This is a genomic window from Amycolatopsis rhabdoformis (assembly GCF_035918295.1).
GTDB classification, from domain to species: domain Bacteria; phylum Actinomycetota; class Actinomycetes; order Mycobacteriales; family Pseudonocardiaceae; genus Amycolatopsis; species Amycolatopsis rhabdoformis.
Genome location: NZ_CP142149.1, coordinates 7,339,417 through 7,354,949, shown reverse-complemented (window position 1 = coordinate 7,354,949; position 15,533 = coordinate 7,339,417). Strand labels below are relative to the sequence as shown.

Genomic DNA, 15,533 nt, shown 5'->3' with positions numbered 1-15,533 from the left:
GCCGGTGCGCCACGTCGGGGGTGGCGCCCGGCTCTTTGTTTTCTGCTGTGTCTTTGGCGTCGGCTCCGCCGACGCGTGGCGTGATCGCCCAAAGCCGGTGCCTTAGTGCCTGCTTTCGCCGGCTGGGGCCGTCAAAAGCAGGCACTAAGACACCGGCGCGATCACGCCGGTGGTGCCGGCTCGGTGGTCGGGTCGGGGTGAGCCGTTTCGTCGGTGGTGCTGGCTCCGTGGTCGGGTCGGTCGGGGTGAGCCGTTTCGTCGGTGGTGCTGGCTCCGTGGTCGGGTCGGTCGGGGTGAGCCGTGGAGCTGTGTCCATTTTCGCTGGGGTGGAAGAAAAACGTGGTGCGACACGGGTGTGGCAGGGAGATGCCGCCCGTGTGGGGGACAGGCGCTGGCGAGTTGCGAAGGCATGGTCCGCCGATGCGCGGGCGTGTGAGGTGGGGCGGATGTGCCTGGGTAGGGCCCGAGTCGGTGTGCTGCCACGACCGCGCTCAGGCATCGGCCGACTCGCGCGGCACCGCCTGCTGCCCCGGCCTCGGCCGCGCGGGCCGACAACGCGCCCGCGAAGTCGATCACCTCTGCACCTTGCAGCCGGAATCCTGCTTTCGACACCGGGCTCGCCCACTGACCTTCGCGAGCCCTCGGCGTCGCGCGGGCCGGAACGCGAAGCCCGCCACCGCGAGGGTGGGGGCGTTCGCACCGAGAAGAGCTGGGCGTGGTCGCGGCGAGTGTGAGGTTGCGTGGTGCCGTGGAGGTGGGGAGAAAAGGCTGAAGGCCACTCTCGGAGTGGGGCGTGAGAGTGGCCTTCAGGCGGAAGTGCGAAGTGCTACCGCGCGCGGCGGGCCAGGCGTTCGGGGTCCAGGATCAGGACGCTCTTGCCTTCGAGGCGCAGCCAGCCGCGGTGGGCGAAGTCGGCGAGAGCCTTGTTGACGGTCTCGCGGGAGGCGCCCACGTACTGGGCGATCTCTTCCTGCGTGAGGTCGTGCGTGACGCGCAGGAGGCCGGCCTCCTGGCTGCCGAAGCGCTGCGCGAGCTGCAGCAGCGCGCGGGCCACGCGGCCGGGCACGTCGGTAAAGATGAGCTCGGCCACCATGTTGTTGGTGCGGCGCAGGCGGCGGGCCACCACGCGCAGCAGCTGCTCCGCGATCTCGGGCCGCGTGGAGATCCACTGGCGCAGGGCCGGGCGGTCCATCGTCACGGCGCGGACCTCGGTGACCGTGGTCGCACTGGAGGTGCGCGGGCCCGGGTCGAAGATGGAGAGCTCGCCGAACATGTCGGACGGGCCGAAGATGCCCAGCAGGTTCTCGCGGCCGTCCGGGGACTTGCGGCCGATCTTCACCTTGCCGGACTGGATGATGTACAGCTTGTCGCCCGGTTCACCCTCGCTGAAGATGACATGGCCGCGCGGGAACTCCACGGATTCCAAGGTTTGGGCCAGAGCCTCAGCGGCTGCCGGCTCAACACCCTGGAAAATGCCCGCACGGGCCAGGGTTTCGTCCACCTCGGGTGCCTCCTCGTCGAGAAACGATCACTTCCTTCGCAGGTCGAAGGCCGTGTCGCCGATCACTTTCGCGTCAGTCTAGGGCGTGTCGGCGAGATCGCCCGTCGGCTCGCCGCGCGGGGCGCGGCGGCCGGAGACGATCTCGCACGAACAGGGAGCCTAACTCCGCACGCGTCGCGCGCGAAGCCTGGCTGCCCGTCCGCCCAGCCTGCGGAGCCGGAACAGCTCCAGAGCGCGCCCGATCCCGTGGCCGTAAAGCGCCCTGACCTCGTTGGGTTGGGCCTGCTCCAGGAACTCTTCGACCTCGTTTTCCTGGACGGCGACGTGCTTGAGACGGCTTTCCACTCGCTCCATGAAGAGAGCGAAGAACATGATCACCAGTGGGACCAGAATCACGAACCACGCGGTCATGACCCACATCCACTACGGAAAGTAAGCATCGACTCCAGATCCTCGCTCCTCGCGGCACACGGTGCGCCGAGGTGGTGCTCTGGCGTGTCGGTCGTCCACCGGCGGGTGCTCCCGCCCGGCTCGTCCGACGCGCCCGTAGGCTATCGGGGTGCCACCTGCCGTCACGAACGCCCCCCGCGAGGGCGCCGGTGAAAGCCGGCTCGCCTTGGTGAGACGCGCCCGGCGTATGAAGCGTTGCCTCGACGAGGTGTATCCCGACGCGAAAGCCGAGCTGGACTTCACGAATCCGCTGGAACTGCTGGTCGCGGTGGTGCTTTCCGCACAGACCACCGACGTCCGGGTGAATCTGGTCACCCCCGCGCTGTTCAAGCGCTACCCCTCGGCGGCCGCCTACGCGGGTGCCGATCGCACCGAACTCGAGGAATTCCTCAGGCCCACCGGGTTTTTCAGAGCCAAGGCCAACTCGGTGATGGGCCTCGGTGCGGCGCTCGTCGAACGCTTCGACGGCGAGGTGCCGAAGAAGCTCGACGATCTCGTCACACTGCCCGGCGTCGGGCGCAAAACGGCCAACGTGGTGCTCGGCAACGCGTTCGACGTGCCCGGGATCACGGTCGACACCCACTTCGGCCGCCTCGTGCGCCGCTGGGGCTGGACGACCGAGGAAGACCCCGTCAAGGTCGAGCACGCCGTGGGGGAGCTGATCCCGCGCAAGGAGTGGACGATGCTGTCCCACCGTGTGATCTTCCACGGCCGCCGCGTGTGCCACGCGCGCAAGCCGGCCTGCGGTGCGTGCCCGCTCAAGAAGGACTGCCCGTCCTACGGACTGGGACCCACGGAGTTCGAGGTCGCCGCCAAGCTGGTGAAGGGCGAGGAGCGTGAGCACATCCTCGAGCTGGCGGCGCGCGGGTGACCACGGTCACCAAATGGGCACTCGGCGTCGCGGTCCTGGTGGTCGCGGTGCTGGTCGCCGTGCTCACCACGCGCGGCGCCTCGAAGGACGCGCCGGCCGCGACGGGTGACCTCACCGCCGCCCGCTCGCAGGCCGCGCTGCAGGCGTGCCCGCCGCCCTCACCCGGGCCGGCCGTCGGGCAGCTGGCCGGCATCCAGGCCGACTGTCTCGGCGACGGCTCGCGCGTCGACGTCGGCAAGGTCCTCGCCGGCGGCCCGACACTGGTGAACGTGTGGGCCTCCTGGTGCACGCCGTGCCGCGTCGAGCTGCCCGTGCTGCAGGACTACGCGAAGGAGCCCGGCGCCGTGCGCGTGCTCGGCGTGCAGGTGGCCAGCTCCGCCGCGGACGGCCTCGGCCTGCTGAAGGACATCGGGGTGCACCTGCCCTCGGTCTACGACGGCGGCGACCAGATCGGTCCGATCCGCACCGCGCTCAAGGTGCCCTCGAACCTGCCCGCGTCCTACCTCGTGACCCCCGACGGGCAGGTCCGGTTCATCTCCAGCCCCCGCGCGTTCGTCAGCACCGACCAGGTGCGCGCAGCAGTGAAGGACTTCTCATGACCGGTCCCCTCGTCGAGCCCGAAGCCGTGCCGGAGTGGCTGCGGCCGCTGGTGAAGGTGTCCGGTGACGTCGACAGCAGCACGTTCACCCGCTTCGTCGTCGACGAGACGCTCACCCGCTCGGCCGCGGTCCTGATCCTCTTCGGCGAGCGCGCGAACGGTCCCGACGTGCTGCTGCAGCGCCGCGCCGACACGCTCGGCTCCCACGCGGGCCAGGTCGCGTTCCCCGGCGGCGGAGCGGAGGACGGCGACGGCGGCCCCGTGGGTACGGCGCTGCGCGAAGCGGAGGAGGAGACCGGTGTGGACCCGTCCGGGATCCTGCCGGTCGCGATCCTGCCGGAGCTGCCCGTGCCGGTGTCGCGCTTCGCCGTGACGCCGGTGCTCGCCTACTGGCACACGCCCTCGCCCGTGCACGCCGTGGACCCGGGTGAGACCGCGGCCGTCGCGCGCGTGTCGCTCGCCGATCTCGCCGACCCGGCCAACCGGTTCCGTGTGCAGATGCGCGGGCGGCCGTGGAAGGGCCCGGCGTTCGACGTCGAAGGCCTGTTCGTGTGGGGCTTCACCGCCGGCCTGCTGTCCACGCTGCTTTCGCTCGGCGGCTGGGAGCGCGAGTGGGACACCGGCGACGTGCGCGACCTTGACGTAGCGTTGGCCGAACACCGGGCCCGGAACGCGGCGCGGGGAGAGGCGAGCGGGGAGTGACGGCGTGAACTGGGTCGATGTCCTCGTGCTGGTGCTGGCTGTGCTGGCGGCGGTTTCGGGGGCGTACCAGGGCGTGATCGTCGCGTTGCCCGCGCTGGTCGGGGTCGCCGTCGGGGCGGTGCTCGGCGTGAAGCTGGCGCCGTTCGTGATCGAGCTGTTCGACAACCCCGTGGCGAAGGTGGCCTTCGCGCTCGCCGTGGTGGTGTTCCTCGTGGTGCTCGGCGAGACGCTCGGCGTGTGGGCCGGGCGCCGGCTGCGGCAGAAGATCAACCCCGACAAGCTGTCCGGAGTGGACAAGACGCTGGGCGCGATCGTCCAGGCCGCAGCGGTTTTCGTGGTGGCGTGGCTCGTCGCGAACCCGCTCACCACCGTGTCGGCCATCCCGGGGCTCGCGAAGTCGATCAACTCGTCGGTGGTGCTGGGCGAGGTCAACGACCTGATGCCGTCGGAGGCCCAGGGCCTGCCGAGCGACCTGCGCAAGCTGCTCGACGCGTCGGGCTTCCCCTCGGCGCTCTCGCCGTTCGAGAAGGCGCCGGCCGCCGACGCCGCGCCGCCGGACACCTCGATGAACATCACGGCCGTCGCGCGCCGGGTGCACCCGAGCGTGGTGAAGATCCGCGGCAACGCGCCGTCGTGCTCGAAGTCGCTGGAGGGCAGTGGTTTCGTGATCGCGCCGCAGCGCGTGATGACCAACGCGCACGTGGTCGCGGGCACCAGCGAGGTCGGCATCGAATCCACCCGCGGCGACTACCGCGCGCGGGTCGTGTACTTCAACCCGGAGGTCGACATCGCCGTGCTGGCCGTGCCGGGGCTCGCCGCGCCGTCCCTGCCGTTCGCGCAGGAAACCGCGCGCGCCGGCGACAACGCCATCGTGCTCGGCTACCCGCTCGACGGCCCGTACACCTCCACCGCCGCCCGCGTCCGCGGCCGCATCAACCTGCGCGGCCCCGACATCTACGACGCGAACACCGTGCAGCGCGACGTGTTCACCATCCGCGCCGGCATCCGCAGCGGCAACTCGGGCGGCCCGATGATCACCCCGGACGGCGACGTGATCGGCGTGGTTTTCGGCGCCGCGGTGGAAGATCCGGACACCGGCTTCACGCTGACGGCGGAACAGGTCCGCGCCGAAGTGGCGGCGGCGCCGTCACAGACCACGAACGTGAGCACGGGCGCCTGCGCGAGCTGAAGTCAGGCGGGGCATGGGTTTCTTCGACGAAGTGACTCCAGCACCGGCGACCCCGCCGCCGGTGCTCGAGCGGTCGCGCTCGCGCCGCGAACCGGGGTGGGTGCGGCGCGGCTCGGCGTGTTGTTCGCCGATGGCCGGGTTGCGGCCACGGTGCGGGCGCCGGGTTACCCGCGGTTGCCCGGCCGTGGGCCGGCCGCGCGGTTTCCGGTGGTCACGCCGATCAGCGGTGGCGGCGCGAGCGCGAGGCGGGGTCTGGCGCAGCTCGCAGGTCATGGACGTGTGGCCGCTGCCGACCGGACCGGAGGTCACCGTGGTGTTCGCCTGGCCCGCTCGCGGTGTCGCCGAACTCAGGGTGCCCTACGACCTCGGCGAGCTCCGCGAAGTCCAACGCCGCGTGGTGGACCTGTTTCCCGCCTGACGGGGCTCAGGAAATGAAGTCCACAACGGACTTCGTCACCCGCTCCGGTTCCTCCAGGTGCGGGAAGTGCCCCACGCCGGCCCAGAGGCGGGGCTCGCCGTGTGGCCCGGCCCAGTGCACGGACGCGCGCGCGGTTTCCGGGACGATGCAGGTGTCCACCATGCCGTGCAGTTGCAGCACCGGGGCGGCGACGCGTTTGTCCACCGCGTCGGTGAAGCGGCGGCCCTCGCCGCGGAACTGGGCGCGGAAGGCCCAGCGGTAGTACTCCAGCGCGGAGTGCGCGACGCCCGGGATGAGCATGGCCTGGCGGAAGTGGGAGGCCGCGTCGGTGAAGTCCGAAGAGGACCGCCAGGCCGGGCCGGACCAGCTGTGGAACAAGGACTCCACGTTGGCGGCACCGTCGCGGACCAGCCATTTCTCCGGGGCCATCGGCACCTGGAAGCGAAACAAGTGCCCGGCCGCGCGGGCCTGGCGGCGGGGCGAACGCAGCACGGCGGACTTCAGGGCGAGCGGGTGCGCGGCGCCCACGGCCGTGACCGACGAGACGAGGCGCGGGTGCAGGGCGGCGACCGTCCAGGCGAGCAGGCCGCCCCAGGCGTGGCCCACGAGGTGCGCGCGGCGGGCGCCGAGGGCCTTGATCAGGCCGCCGACGTCGCCCGCGAGCGTCCACGCGTCGTAGCCGCGCGGGGGTTTGTCGGAGTCGCCGTAGCCGCGCAGGTCCACGGCGACGGCACGGAAACCGGCGTCGGCGAGGCCGCGCAGCTGGTGGTGCCACGTCCACCAGAACTCGCCGAACCCGTGCAGGAGCAGTACCAACGGGCCGTCGCCGAGTTCGGCGACGTGCAGGCGGATGCCGTTGGCCGAGACGTCGCGGTGCGTCCACGGACCGTCGATGCGAACGATCGACGGGTCGGGCGTGAGCTGCACTGCGGGCTCCGCTTCAGCCTGGGCGTCCGCCTCGGTGCGGTGCCGCGTCAGGGACGGGTCGCGGGCAGGTTGTCTTCGGTGTCACGACGCGGCTTCAGGGCCGCGGCCGTCTCCTTGACGCTGTCGATCGTGCGCTCCGGCGCCTTCAGCTTCTTCACCTTGCGCCAGCCGAGCAGCGCGGTCACGGCCGTGGTGATCAGCATCAGGCCGAACACGGTGAGGAACGCCGGCCAGCGCACGCCCCACCAGTCCGACAGGATCTCGGCGATGAAGAGGAACAGGAAGTACGAGCTGTAGAGACCCACGGCGAGCGCGATGAGGAAGTAGACGGCTCCCTTGAGCCCCTTCTTCATCTCGCCGACCAGCTCCGACTTCGCCAGCTCGACCTCGGCCCTGACCAGCGTCGACAGGTGCTGGGTGGCGTCGCCGATGAGTTTGCCGATGGACTGTTCCGCCGCCGCGGCCTCCTCGTCGCTCGACAGGGGCAGGTAGGGCACGGCCCCCACGCCGTCGGGGCCGGTGCGTTCGTGTTTGGGGCTGGTCACCGGGTCATCGTGCCACGTACCCGTTCCCCAGGCGCGGCGGACCGGCGGGAGTGTCGGGGATCAGCCTTCGCGAGCGTGCGCCCGGCTGCGTCGCAGCAGCAGCGCGGCCGCCGCCAGCGAAGCGATGGCCGACGCGATCAGCACCGCCGCCTTGGCCAGTTCGGTCTCCGGTTCGCTGAGCGCGAGGTCGGCGATCAGCAGGCTCACCGTGAAGCCGACACCGCCGAGCGTCGCCAGCGCCGCCAGGTCACGCCAGCCCGTGCCGGTGGGTTTTTCCGCCACCCCCAGCTTCACCGCCAGGAAGCTCGCGCCCAGGATGCCGACGAACTTGCCCACCACCAGTCCCAACAGGACGGCCAGCGGCAACGCGGTGGTGAAGACCTGTCCCAACGCGTGCCCGTTGACCGAGATCCCCGCGGCGAACAACGCGAACACCGGCACCGCGACGGCCGCCGACCACGGCTGCAGCCGGTGCTCCAGCCGCAGCGCCGGTGCCTCGGCCTCGCCTTCGTCGGGCTTCACGCGCGTGAGCAGCCCGAGCGCGACGCCGGCGATGGTCGCGTGGATGCCCGCCGAGTGCACCGCGACCCACGTGACCACCGCGAGCGGCACATACAGCCAGGCCGTGCGCACGCGTTTGCGCTGCAGGAACCAGTACAGCGCCAGCGCGACCACGGCGACGGCGGCGGCCACCAGGTTGAACCCCGTGGTGAACACGATGGCGATGACCAGGATCGCGCCGAGATCGTCGACCACCGCCAGCGAAAGCAGGAACACGCGAGCGCTGCTCGGCAGGTTCGACGCGGTGAGCGCGAGCACGCCGAGCGCGAACGCGATGTCCGTGGCCACCGGGATCGCCCATGCGCGGTCGAAACCCGGCGTGCCCCAGCCGACGGCCAGCGCGAGCAGCGCCGGCACCACCATCCCGCCGACGGCCGCGATCACCGGCAGCACCGCCTGCTTCAGGCGCGAAAGCTCACCCACCACCAGCTCGCGCTTCAGCTCGAGCCCGGCGACGAAGAAGAACAACGCGAGCAGGCCGTCCTTCGCCCAGTCACCCACCGAAAGGTTCAGGTGCAGGAACTCCGGCCCCAGGTGGAAATCGCGCACGGCCCGGTAGACGTCCCCGGCCGGCGAGTTCGCCCAGATCAGCGCGACGGCCGTGGCGACGAGCAGGATGATCCCGCCGGTCGTCTCCGTGCGCAGGTAACGGGCGAACTCGGCGGCGGCTTGACGGGGAGCGGGCACGGGCAGACCTCCGGTACGGCAGTGAACAGAACTCTTGCCGACCAGGCTTCCCGGCGCACCTTGATGTCAGCTTAACGAACGAGAAGTGCCCGTAAGAGCCCTCGATGACCCTTCCCACACCCCGCCCGGTGTCCTGTTCACCCAGTTGCCTTCTAGCATGCGAAACAGAAACGACAACGTTGTCCAGGACAGGAACGAGACAGTTGTGAGTACCTCTACCGAGGCGGCCCAGCACGACACGAGGTTCTTCGGGCACCCACGAGGGCTGGCGAACCTCTTCGGCGTCGAGATGTGGGAGCGGTTCTCCTACTACGGGATGCTCGGCATCCTCGCCATCTACCTGTACTACAAGGCCGACCAGGGTGGCCTCGGCATCGACCAGGGCGACGCGCTCGGCGTGGTCGGCGCGTACGGCGGCACGGTCTACCTCGCCACCGTGATCGGCGCGTGGGTGGCCGACCGTTTGCTCGGCTCCGAGCGCACGCTGTTCTACAGCGCGATCCTGGTGATGATCGGCCACATCGCGCTGGCCCTGCTGCCGGGCCTCACCGGCATCGGCGTGGGCCTCGCGTGCGTCGCGATCGGCTCCGGCGGGCTGAAAGCCAACGCCACCGCGGTGGTCGGCACCCTCTACGCCGAGGGCGACGAGCGGCGCGACGCCGGCTTCACGATCTTCTACATGGGCATCAACCTGGGCGGGTTCATCGGCCCGCTGCTCACCGGGCTCGCGCAGTCGGAGGTCGGCTTCCACCTCGGCTTCGGGCTCGCCGCCATCGGCATGGCGCTCGGCCTGATCCAGTACACGCTCGGGCGCAAGAACCTCGGCGAGAAGGCTTCGGAGATCCCGAACCCGCTTCAGCCGTCGCAGCGCTTCATGGCGATCGGCGTGGCCGTGGTGATCCTGGCCGCGGTGGTGGCGTTGATCCTGTCCGGGGTCGTCGGTCCCTCGAACCTGGCCGACGTGGTCGTGTACGTGGTCGTCGCGATCTCGGTCGTGTACTTCGTGGTGATCCTGACCAGCAAGAAGATCACGGCCGACGAGCGCAGCCGCGTGTTCTCGTTCATCCCGATGTACATCGCGAGCGCCGCGTTCTTCTCGCTGTACCAGCAGCAGTCCACGGTGGTCTCGGTCTACAGCGACCAGCGGCTCGACCGGAACCTGTTCGGCTGGGACATGCCGGTGTCGTGGGTCAACTCGATCAACCCGGTGTTCATCATCATCTTCGCGCCGATCGTGGCCGCGATCTGGACGAAGCTCGGGCCGAAGCAGCCGTCGACGCCGATGAAGTTCGTGCTGGGCACGGTGCTCATGGGTCTGGCGTTCCTGCTGTTCCTGCCGATGACCGGCACGGGCGTGAACGGCAGCCCGCTCATCGCGCTGGCCGGCATCCTGCTGGTGTTCACGATCGCCGAGCTGATGCTGTCGCCGGTGGGGCTGTCGCTGTCGACGAAGCTCGCGCCCAAGGCGTTCCGCACGCAGATGGTGGCGCTGAACTTCCTGTCGGTGTCACTCGGCACCGCGCTGTCGGGCAAGCTCGCCGAGAGCTACGACGTGCACGACGAGGGGCCGTACTTCAGCATCATCGGCGGCGTGGCCATCGTGATCGGCCTGGCGCTGCTGGCCCTTATCCCGTTCATCCGGCGGCTGATGAAGGGCGTGCACTAACCGATGGTGGTGCCGAACAGCACTCCCACGAAGTAGGTGACGAGCATGGTGAGGGCGCCGACGCCGACGTTTCGCGCGATCGCGCGCCCCACCTGCGCGTTGCCGAGGCGCGCGCTGAGGAGGCCGGTGAGTGTGAGGCCCACGACCACGGCCAGCGCGCACGCCCACACCCGCACCGAGACGGCCGTCCACGCGATCGAGAGCAGCGGCAGCAGTGCGCCGACGGAGAACGCGATCAGCGAAGCCCACGCCGCTTGCCACGGGTTGGTGAGGTTGTCCGGGTCGATGCCCAGCTCGGCCTCGGCGTGGGCGTGGAGCGCGTCCTTGCGGGTCAGCTCGCGCGCGACCTCGGCGGCGAGCTCGGGCGAGAGGCCCTTGTCCTCGTAGATCTCGGCGAGTTCGCGCTCCTCGGCCTCGGGCATCGTTTTCAGCTCTTGCTTCTCGAGCTGCAGCAGCGCGCGTTCGGTGTCGCGCTGCGTGCTCACGCTCACGTATTCACCGCCGGCCATCGAAAACGCACCGGCCACCAGTCCGGCAATTCCGGCGGTGAGGATCGCGGTGTTGTTCGTGGTGGCGCCCGCGACGCCCACCACGATCCCCGCGACCGACACGATCCCGTCGTTGGCCCCGAGAACCCCGGCGCGCAGCCAGTTCAGCTTGCCGCCCAGGTCTTCGTGCGGCTCATGGGTCTCGTGGGATTCGGTGTCGTCCACGGTTTCGGTCACCGGAATAGTGAAACACGGAATTGCCCGCGCCGCGACAGATTGTGGGGTATCTTCGGCGACGTTAAGCGAGGGTTTCCTTATTTAATTGTGCCTTGCCTTCTTCTGTTCTTGCCCGGCCGGCGGTGCGTCAGCCGATCGGCTCGGGCAGGGTTTCCACGGTGTAGGCGAGGTCGATCACATCCCCGGTGGCCGGGTCGGTCAGCGCGACGCGCCAGCTCGTGCCGAACTGGTCCACGGCCGGGTCCATCGGCAGCGTGCCCGACAGCAGCACGGTGCCGGGCTTCGCCAGGCCGCGCGCTTCGAGCACCGGCAGCCAGTACTGCGGGGTCAGCAGCTCGGCGAGCGTCCCGTCCTGCAGCAGCGCGCCGTCGACCCAGGACTGCAGGCGCACGGAATCGAGGTCCGCGAGGTCGTCGAGCCGCCACGCCTTGCGCGCGAGCACGTCGGGCGCCGCGTTCTTGCTCCAGGCCACGCCGTGCACCTCCAGTTCGCGGTCGGTGTGGTCGCAGGCCGCGGTGAGCAGCACGCCGTCGTCGGTGATCACGAGCGCCCACTCCGCCTCACCCGAGGTGCGGCCGTGCTGCGCCGGCACCGCGTCGGCCTGCTGCGCGAGGTACGGCGCCACCGGGTACAGCGCCGGCGTGACGGACGGCGCGGGCACACCGAGCTCGGCCAGCTCCTTCACGTGCGCGGCCACGTCGTCCTGGCTGCGCCCGGCGTAACCGGCGTTGAGCAGGGTGTGCACGGACGTGGTGATTTCCGAGCCGTCGAGCAGGGTGAAGCGCACGTCGTACCTCCGGAGTCTTGCTTGGCGTCTTGTATACATGGAGTATATCCGCAGAACTACCTGAAGACGACTGTGGTCAGGCACGTCGGTGTGGCGCCGGCGCGGAAGGCGGCGGAATGAGCGAGTGGCAAGAAGTGTCCACAGTGGAAGGACAGCGGCTGCTCAACGGCACCGCGTTCGTGCGCGAGCGGGAACGCGCCGCGCACGGGCTGGTGTACGAGATCCGCTACCCGGCCGGCGTCGGCTCGCCGGTGCACCAGCACGACCACGACAGCGTGATCTACGTGCTCGAAGGCCGCCTGACCGGCGTGGTCGGCGGAGTGCGGGGCGAGCTCGGCCCCGGCGACACCGTGGTCCACCCGCGCGGCGTCGACCACCAGGTGACGGCCATTGTGGACAGTCGCTGGCTCGAGTTCAAAGCCCCGCTGCCGGCACGGTCGCCGCTGGCGTGAAAAGGGCCCGGCACCACGAGGGTGCCGGGCCCGGAACAGCTCGAGAAACTCAGACGTCGAGCTCGGCCAGTGCCGCCTTGGCGGCTTCCAGCTCGGCCTCGAGCTGCGCGACCTTCGCGGCCTGCGCGTCACGGGCCTGGTTGATGACCTCGTCGATCGGACCCGACAGGTCTTCGTGCAGTTCCTTCGCCGCGCGCGAGACGGCGGCGGCCGGGATCTCCAGGCCCTTCGCGACCCACTTGCTGCCGTTCTTGAGCTCGGCCTGCCACTCGCCGTCGGCCGTACCGGTGACGGTGAGCGTGAGCTCGACCGTGCGGGTCTTCTTCGCGGTGGACGCGGCAGCGGCCTTCGGCCGGCCACGCTTCGGCTTCGGCGCCTCTTCGGCGGGCTTCTCGGAAGCCGCCTCGGCCGAATCGGAAGACGACGCAGCTGAGTCAGTGGGCTCGGTGGGCTCGGTGACCTCCGAGGCGTCGGCGGCAGGAGCCGGGGCTGAGGTCGCCTCGGTCGTCGCCGCTTCGGCCGCAGTGTCCTCGTCGTGCGTCAAGGCTTCCACGGTCATTCGTGTCGTCTCCTTGCCCGGATCTGGGGTGGGTACAGCGGCACATCTTAGAACATGCGTTCGATGTCCGCCATTCGGGGTAAGAACATGCGAAGGGGCCCTCCCCAGCCGGGAGAGCCCCTTCCTGCACAGCGACGGACTCTACTCTTCCTTGCCGGACTGCAGACCAGTGGAGATCAGGTCCATCACCGACGAGTCGGCCAGCGTGGTCACGTCGCCGATCGCGCGGTTCTCCGCGACGTCGCGCAGCAGGCGGCGCATGATCTTGCCCGAGCGCGTCTTCGGCAGCTCCGGCACGACCATGATCTGGCGCGGCTTCGCGATCGGGCCGATCTCCTTCGCCACGTGGTTGCGCAGCTCCTGCACGGCCTCTTCGCCGCCGTCGACCGCGTTGCCGCGCAGGATCACGAACGCCACGATGCCCTGCCCGGTGGTCGGGTCCGTCGCGCCGACCACGGCCGCCTCGGCCACCGTCGGGTGCGAGACCAGCGCCGACTCGACCTCGGTGGTCGAGATGCGGTGGCCGGACACGTTCATCACGTCGTCGACGCGGCCGAGCAGCCAGATGTCACCGTCGTCGTCGTACTTCGCACCGTCGCCGGCGAAGTAGAAGCCCTGGTCGGCGAAGCGCGACCAGTACGTTTCGCGGAAGCGTTCTTCGTCGCCCCACACGCCGCGCAGCATGCCCGGCCACGGCTGGTCGAGCACGAGGTAACCACCGCCGCCGTGCGGGACCTCGTTGCCCTGGTCGTCCACGACCTTCGCCGAAATACCCGGCAGCGCGCGCTGCGCCGAACCCGGCTTGGTCGACGTGACCCCCGGCAGCGGCGAGATCATGATCGAGCCGGTCTCGGTCTGCCACCACGTGTCGACGATCGGCGCCTTGCTCGCACCGATGGTCTCGCGGTACCAGATCCACGCTTCCGGGTTGATCGGCTCGCCGACGCTGCCGAGCACGCGCAGCGACGTGAGGTCGTACTTGGCCGGGATGTCCGCGCCCCACTTCATGAACGTGCGGATCAGCGTCGGCGCGGTGTAGTAGATGGAGACCTTGTACTTCTGGATGATCTCCCAGTGCCGGCCCTCGTGCGGGGTGTTCGGCGTGCCTTCGTACACGACCTGCGTCACGCGGTTCGCCAGCGGCCCGTAGACGATGTAGCTGTGGCCGGTGATCCAGCCGATGTCGGCCGTGCACCAGTACACGTCCTCGCCCGGCTTGTGGTCGAACACGTTGTGGTGCGTGTACGCGGCCTGCGTGAGGTAGCCGCCGGAGGTGTGCAGGATGCCCTTCGGGCGCCCGGTGGTGCCGGAGGTGTAGAGGATGAACAGCGGGTGCTCGCTGTCGAACGCCTCGGGCGTGTGCTCGGCCGACTGACCGTCGACGAGGTCGTGCCACCACAGGTCGCGCCCGTCGGTCCACGGCACCTCGCCCGCGAGGTCGCTGCCGGTGCGGCGCACCACGATGACCTTCTCCACGGTCTCGGCGCCCTCGAGCGCCTCGTCCACATTGGCCTTCATCGGGGCGGCCTTGCCGCGGCGGTACTGGCCGTCGGAGGTGATCACGATCTTCGCCGACGCGTCGTCCACGCGGGCGCGCAGCGCGGTCGGGGAGAAGCCGCCGAAGACCACGCTGTGCAGCGCGCCGATGCGGGCGCAGGCGAGCATCGCGAAGATCGCCTCGGGCACCATCTGCAGCTGGATCGCCACGACGTCGCCGGCGGTGACGCCGAGCGAGGTCAGCGCGTTGGCGGCCTTGGAGACCTCGTCCTTCAGCTGCGCGTAGGTGATGTCACGGGTGTCGCCGGGTTCACCGACCCAGTGGATGGCCACCTGCTCGCCGTGGCCGGACTCCACGTGCCGGTCGACACAGTTGTAGGCGACGTTGAGCTTGCCGCCCACGAACCACTTCGCGAACGGTGCATTGGTCCAGTCCAGTACCTGGGTCCACTGGGTGTCCCAGCTCAGGCGCTCGGCCTGCTCGGCCCAGAACTGCTCCCGATCCGCGTCCGCCTTCGCGTACAGGTCGGCCTTGGCGTTGGCCTGACCGGCGAATTCGTCGCTCGGTGGGAAGGTGCGGCTCTCGGTGAGCAGGTTAACCAGCGCTGGGGACTGCTCGGTCATGGTGCGATGCCTCCTGTAGTGCGAACCCGCGGCTCACGGCACGCTAGCGACGTTAGTCCGCTCACGACAAGGACGCAGCCGCCCCGGCGCGCCTTCAGGCAAGACGGGCGAGCAACCGGGCACGTGCGCCGGGCCATTCCGCGTCTGTCATCGAGTACACCACCGTGTCGCGCGAAGTGCCGTCCGGACGGATCCGGTGCGCCCGCAGCACGCCTTCGCGCTGGGCGCCGAGCCGCTCGATCGCGCGCTGCGAACGCAGGTTCCGGATGTCGGTCTCCCACGCCGTGCGCTGCGCGCCGAGCTCCTCGAAAGCATTGCGCAGCAACAGGAACTTGGCCTCGGTGTTGAGCGCCGTGCGCTGCCAGGGCGCACCGATCCAGGTGTGCCCGATCGACAGGATCCGGTGCTTGGCCACGACCTGGTAGTACGAAGTGGTGCCGGCGACCTGCCCGGTCGCGACGTCGATCTGGGCGAACGCGCGGCGGTCGGGGTCGGCCGTGGCCGCCTCCACGAACCGCTCGGCGTCGGCCGGAACCTCGAACTGCCGCACGCTCAGCCACGCCCAGATCGCGGGATCCTGCCCGGCGTCGAAGAGGCCCTTCGCGTGGTCCGGGCCCAGCGGCTCGAGGCGCACGTGGGTGCCGGTCAGGGTCGGGTGGTCGTTCCAGTCGCTCACGGAACCCAAGCTACGACGTCAAGTGGTCCTTCGGCATAGCCATTTCTCGATCATCTCATCAGGCCACTTGGCGGTTGCTTATGCTCGCGGGAACGATC

17 protein-coding genes are annotated in these 15,533 nt (G+C 69.9%); 7 read left to right on the top strand and 10 right to left on the bottom strand.

Annotated features, from left to right (window positions below; all coding sequences use genetic code 11):
- Positions 1-826 precede the first annotated feature (826 nt).
- The gene (locus VSH64_RS33880; RefSeq protein ID WP_204092840.1) at positions 827-1,501 is read right to left on the bottom strand and encodes a Crp/Fnr family transcriptional regulator; all 675 of its coding nucleotides are present in this window, start codon (positions 1,499-1,501) and stop codon (positions 827-829) included.
- Positions 1,502-1,660: 159 nt separating this feature from the next.
- Complete coding sequence (locus VSH64_RS33875; RefSeq protein WP_204092841.1) at positions 1,661-1,912, bottom strand: hypothetical protein; 252 nt, start codon at positions 1,910-1,912, stop codon at positions 1,661-1,663.
- 226 nt (positions 1,913-2,138) lie between these two features.
- Here VSH64_RS33875 and nth point away from each other — a divergent pair, with 226 nt between their 5' ends.
- From nth to VSH64_RS33850, 5 genes are all read left to right on the top strand, one after another.
- Positions 2,139-2,822, top strand: a complete 684-nt coding sequence (nth, locus tag VSH64_RS33870; protein WP_326566818.1) for an endonuclease III — start codon at positions 2,139-2,141, stop codon at positions 2,820-2,822.
- On the top strand, positions 2,819-3,421 hold the full coding sequence (locus VSH64_RS33865; RefSeq protein WP_326566817.1) for a TlpA family protein disulfide reductase: 603 nt from the start codon (positions 2,819-2,821) through the stop codon (positions 3,419-3,421). Before nth ends, VSH64_RS33865 begins: the two co-directional genes overlap by 4 nt.
- On the top strand, positions 3,418-4,122 hold the full coding sequence (locus VSH64_RS33860) for an NUDIX hydrolase (RefSeq protein WP_326566816.1): 705 nt from the start codon (positions 3,418-3,420) through the stop codon (positions 4,120-4,122). Before VSH64_RS33865 ends, VSH64_RS33860 begins: the two co-directional genes overlap by 4 nt.
- A gap of 4 nt (positions 4,123-4,126) precedes the next feature.
- Positions 4,127-5,311, top strand: coding sequence for a MarP family serine protease (locus VSH64_RS33855; RefSeq protein ID WP_326566815.1), 1,185 nt, complete (start codon positions 4,127-4,129; stop codon positions 5,309-5,311).
- Between the two features lie 271 nt (positions 5,312-5,582).
- Complete coding sequence (locus VSH64_RS33850; protein ID WP_326566814.1) at positions 5,583-5,729, top strand: hypothetical protein; 147 nt, start codon at positions 5,583-5,585, stop codon at positions 5,727-5,729.
- 6 nt (positions 5,730-5,735) lie between these two features.
- On the opposite strand, the gene VSH64_RS33845 is transcribed toward VSH64_RS33850, so the two are convergent.
- Genes VSH64_RS33845 through nhaA form a run of 3 tightly spaced genes read right to left on the bottom strand, consistent with a single transcriptional unit; the run spans position 5,736 to position 8,449 of the window.
- Entirely contained in the window at positions 5,736-6,656 is a 921-nt protein-coding gene (locus tag VSH64_RS33845) for an alpha/beta fold hydrolase (protein ID WP_326566813.1), read from the bottom strand.
- 47 nt (positions 6,657-6,703) lie between these two features.
- Complete coding sequence (locus tag VSH64_RS33840; protein ID WP_326566812.1) at positions 6,704-7,201, bottom strand: phage holin family protein; 498 nt, start codon at positions 7,199-7,201, stop codon at positions 6,704-6,706.
- 60 nt (positions 7,202-7,261) lie between these two features.
- On the bottom strand, positions 7,262-8,449 hold the full coding sequence (gene nhaA / locus VSH64_RS33835) for a Na+/H+ antiporter NhaA (protein WP_326566811.1): 1,188 nt from the start codon (positions 8,447-8,449) through the stop codon (positions 7,262-7,264).
- 205 nt (positions 8,450-8,654) lie between these two features.
- Here nhaA and VSH64_RS33830 point away from each other — a divergent pair, with 205 nt between their 5' ends.
- Complete coding sequence (locus tag VSH64_RS33830) at positions 8,655-10,115, top strand: peptide MFS transporter (protein ID WP_326566810.1); 1,461 nt, start codon at positions 8,655-8,657, stop codon at positions 10,113-10,115.
- Here the strand turns inward: VSH64_RS33830 and VSH64_RS33825 are convergent.
- Together VSH64_RS33825 and VSH64_RS33820 are read right to left on the bottom strand one after the other, a co-directional pair.
- Entirely contained in the window at positions 10,112-10,840 is a 729-nt protein-coding gene (locus VSH64_RS33825; RefSeq protein ID WP_326566809.1) for a VIT1/CCC1 transporter family protein, read from the bottom strand. The genes VSH64_RS33830 and VSH64_RS33825 overlap by 4 nt on opposite strands.
- Positions 10,841-10,967: 127 nt before the next feature.
- Positions 10,968-11,666 carry a DUF2848 domain-containing protein gene (locus tag VSH64_RS33820; protein WP_326566807.1) on the bottom strand — a complete coding sequence of 233 codons (699 nt, stop codon included), beginning with the start codon at positions 11,664-11,666 and terminating at the stop codon, positions 10,968-10,970.
- A gap of 77 nt (positions 11,667-11,743) precedes the next feature.
- On the opposite strand from VSH64_RS33820, the gene VSH64_RS33815 reads away from it, so the two are divergent.
- Positions 11,744-12,079: a cupin domain-containing protein gene (locus tag VSH64_RS33815; RefSeq protein ID WP_326566806.1), complete on the top strand. Its 336-nt coding sequence runs from the start codon at positions 11,744-11,746 to the stop codon at positions 12,077-12,079.
- Positions 12,080-12,128: 49 nt separating this feature from the next.
- On the opposite strand, the gene VSH64_RS33810 is transcribed toward VSH64_RS33815, so the two are convergent.
- The 3 genes from VSH64_RS33810 to VSH64_RS33800 all read right to left on the bottom strand — a co-directional run bounded on the left by VSH64_RS33810 (position 12,129) and on the right by VSH64_RS33800 (position 15,435).
- Positions 12,129-12,638, bottom strand: a complete 510-nt coding sequence (locus tag VSH64_RS33810; RefSeq protein ID WP_326566805.1) for a DUF6319 family protein — start codon at positions 12,636-12,638, stop codon at positions 12,129-12,131.
- 141 nt (positions 12,639-12,779) lie between these two features.
- Complete coding sequence (gene acs, locus VSH64_RS33805) at positions 12,780-14,759, bottom strand: acetate--CoA ligase (protein WP_326566804.1); 1,980 nt, start codon at positions 14,757-14,759, stop codon at positions 12,780-12,782.
- Between the two features lie 94 nt (positions 14,760-14,853).
- Positions 14,854-15,435 carry a GNAT family N-acetyltransferase gene (locus VSH64_RS33800; protein ID WP_326566803.1) on the bottom strand — a complete coding sequence of 194 codons (582 nt, stop codon included), beginning with the start codon at positions 15,433-15,435 and terminating at the stop codon, positions 14,854-14,856.
- Positions 15,436-15,533: the final 98 nt, after the last annotated feature.

Bases quoted from the DNA above. Each gene is read 5' to 3' on its own strand.
- VSH64_RS33875 (WP_204092841.1), bottom strand. From the start codon at position 1,912: ATGACCGCGTGGTTCGTGATTCTGGTCCCACTGGTGATCATGTTCTTC.
- nth (WP_326566818.1), top strand. From the start codon at position 2,139: ATGAAGCGTTGCCTCGACGAGGTGTATCCCGACGCGAAAGCCGAGCTG.
- VSH64_RS33860 (WP_326566816.1), top strand. From the start codon at position 3,418: ATGACCGGTCCCCTCGTCGAGCCCGAAGCCGTGCCGGAGTGGCTGCGG.
- VSH64_RS33850 (WP_326566814.1), top strand. From the start codon at position 5,583: ATGGACGTGTGGCCGCTGCCGACCGGACCGGAGGTCACCGTGGTGTTC.
- VSH64_RS33820 (WP_326566807.1), bottom strand. From the start codon at position 11,666: ATGTATACAAGACGCCAAGCAAGACTCCGGAGGTACGACGTGCGCTTC.
- VSH64_RS33815 (WP_326566806.1), top strand. From the start codon at position 11,744: ATGAGCGAGTGGCAAGAAGTGTCCACAGTGGAAGGACAGCGGCTGCTC.
- VSH64_RS33810 (WP_326566805.1), bottom strand. From the start codon at position 12,638: ATGACCGTGGAAGCCTTGACGCACGACGAGGACACTGCGGCCGAAGCG.
- acs (WP_326566804.1), bottom strand. From the start codon at position 14,759: ATGACCGAGCAGTCCCCAGCGCTGGTTAACCTGCTCACCGAGAGCCGC.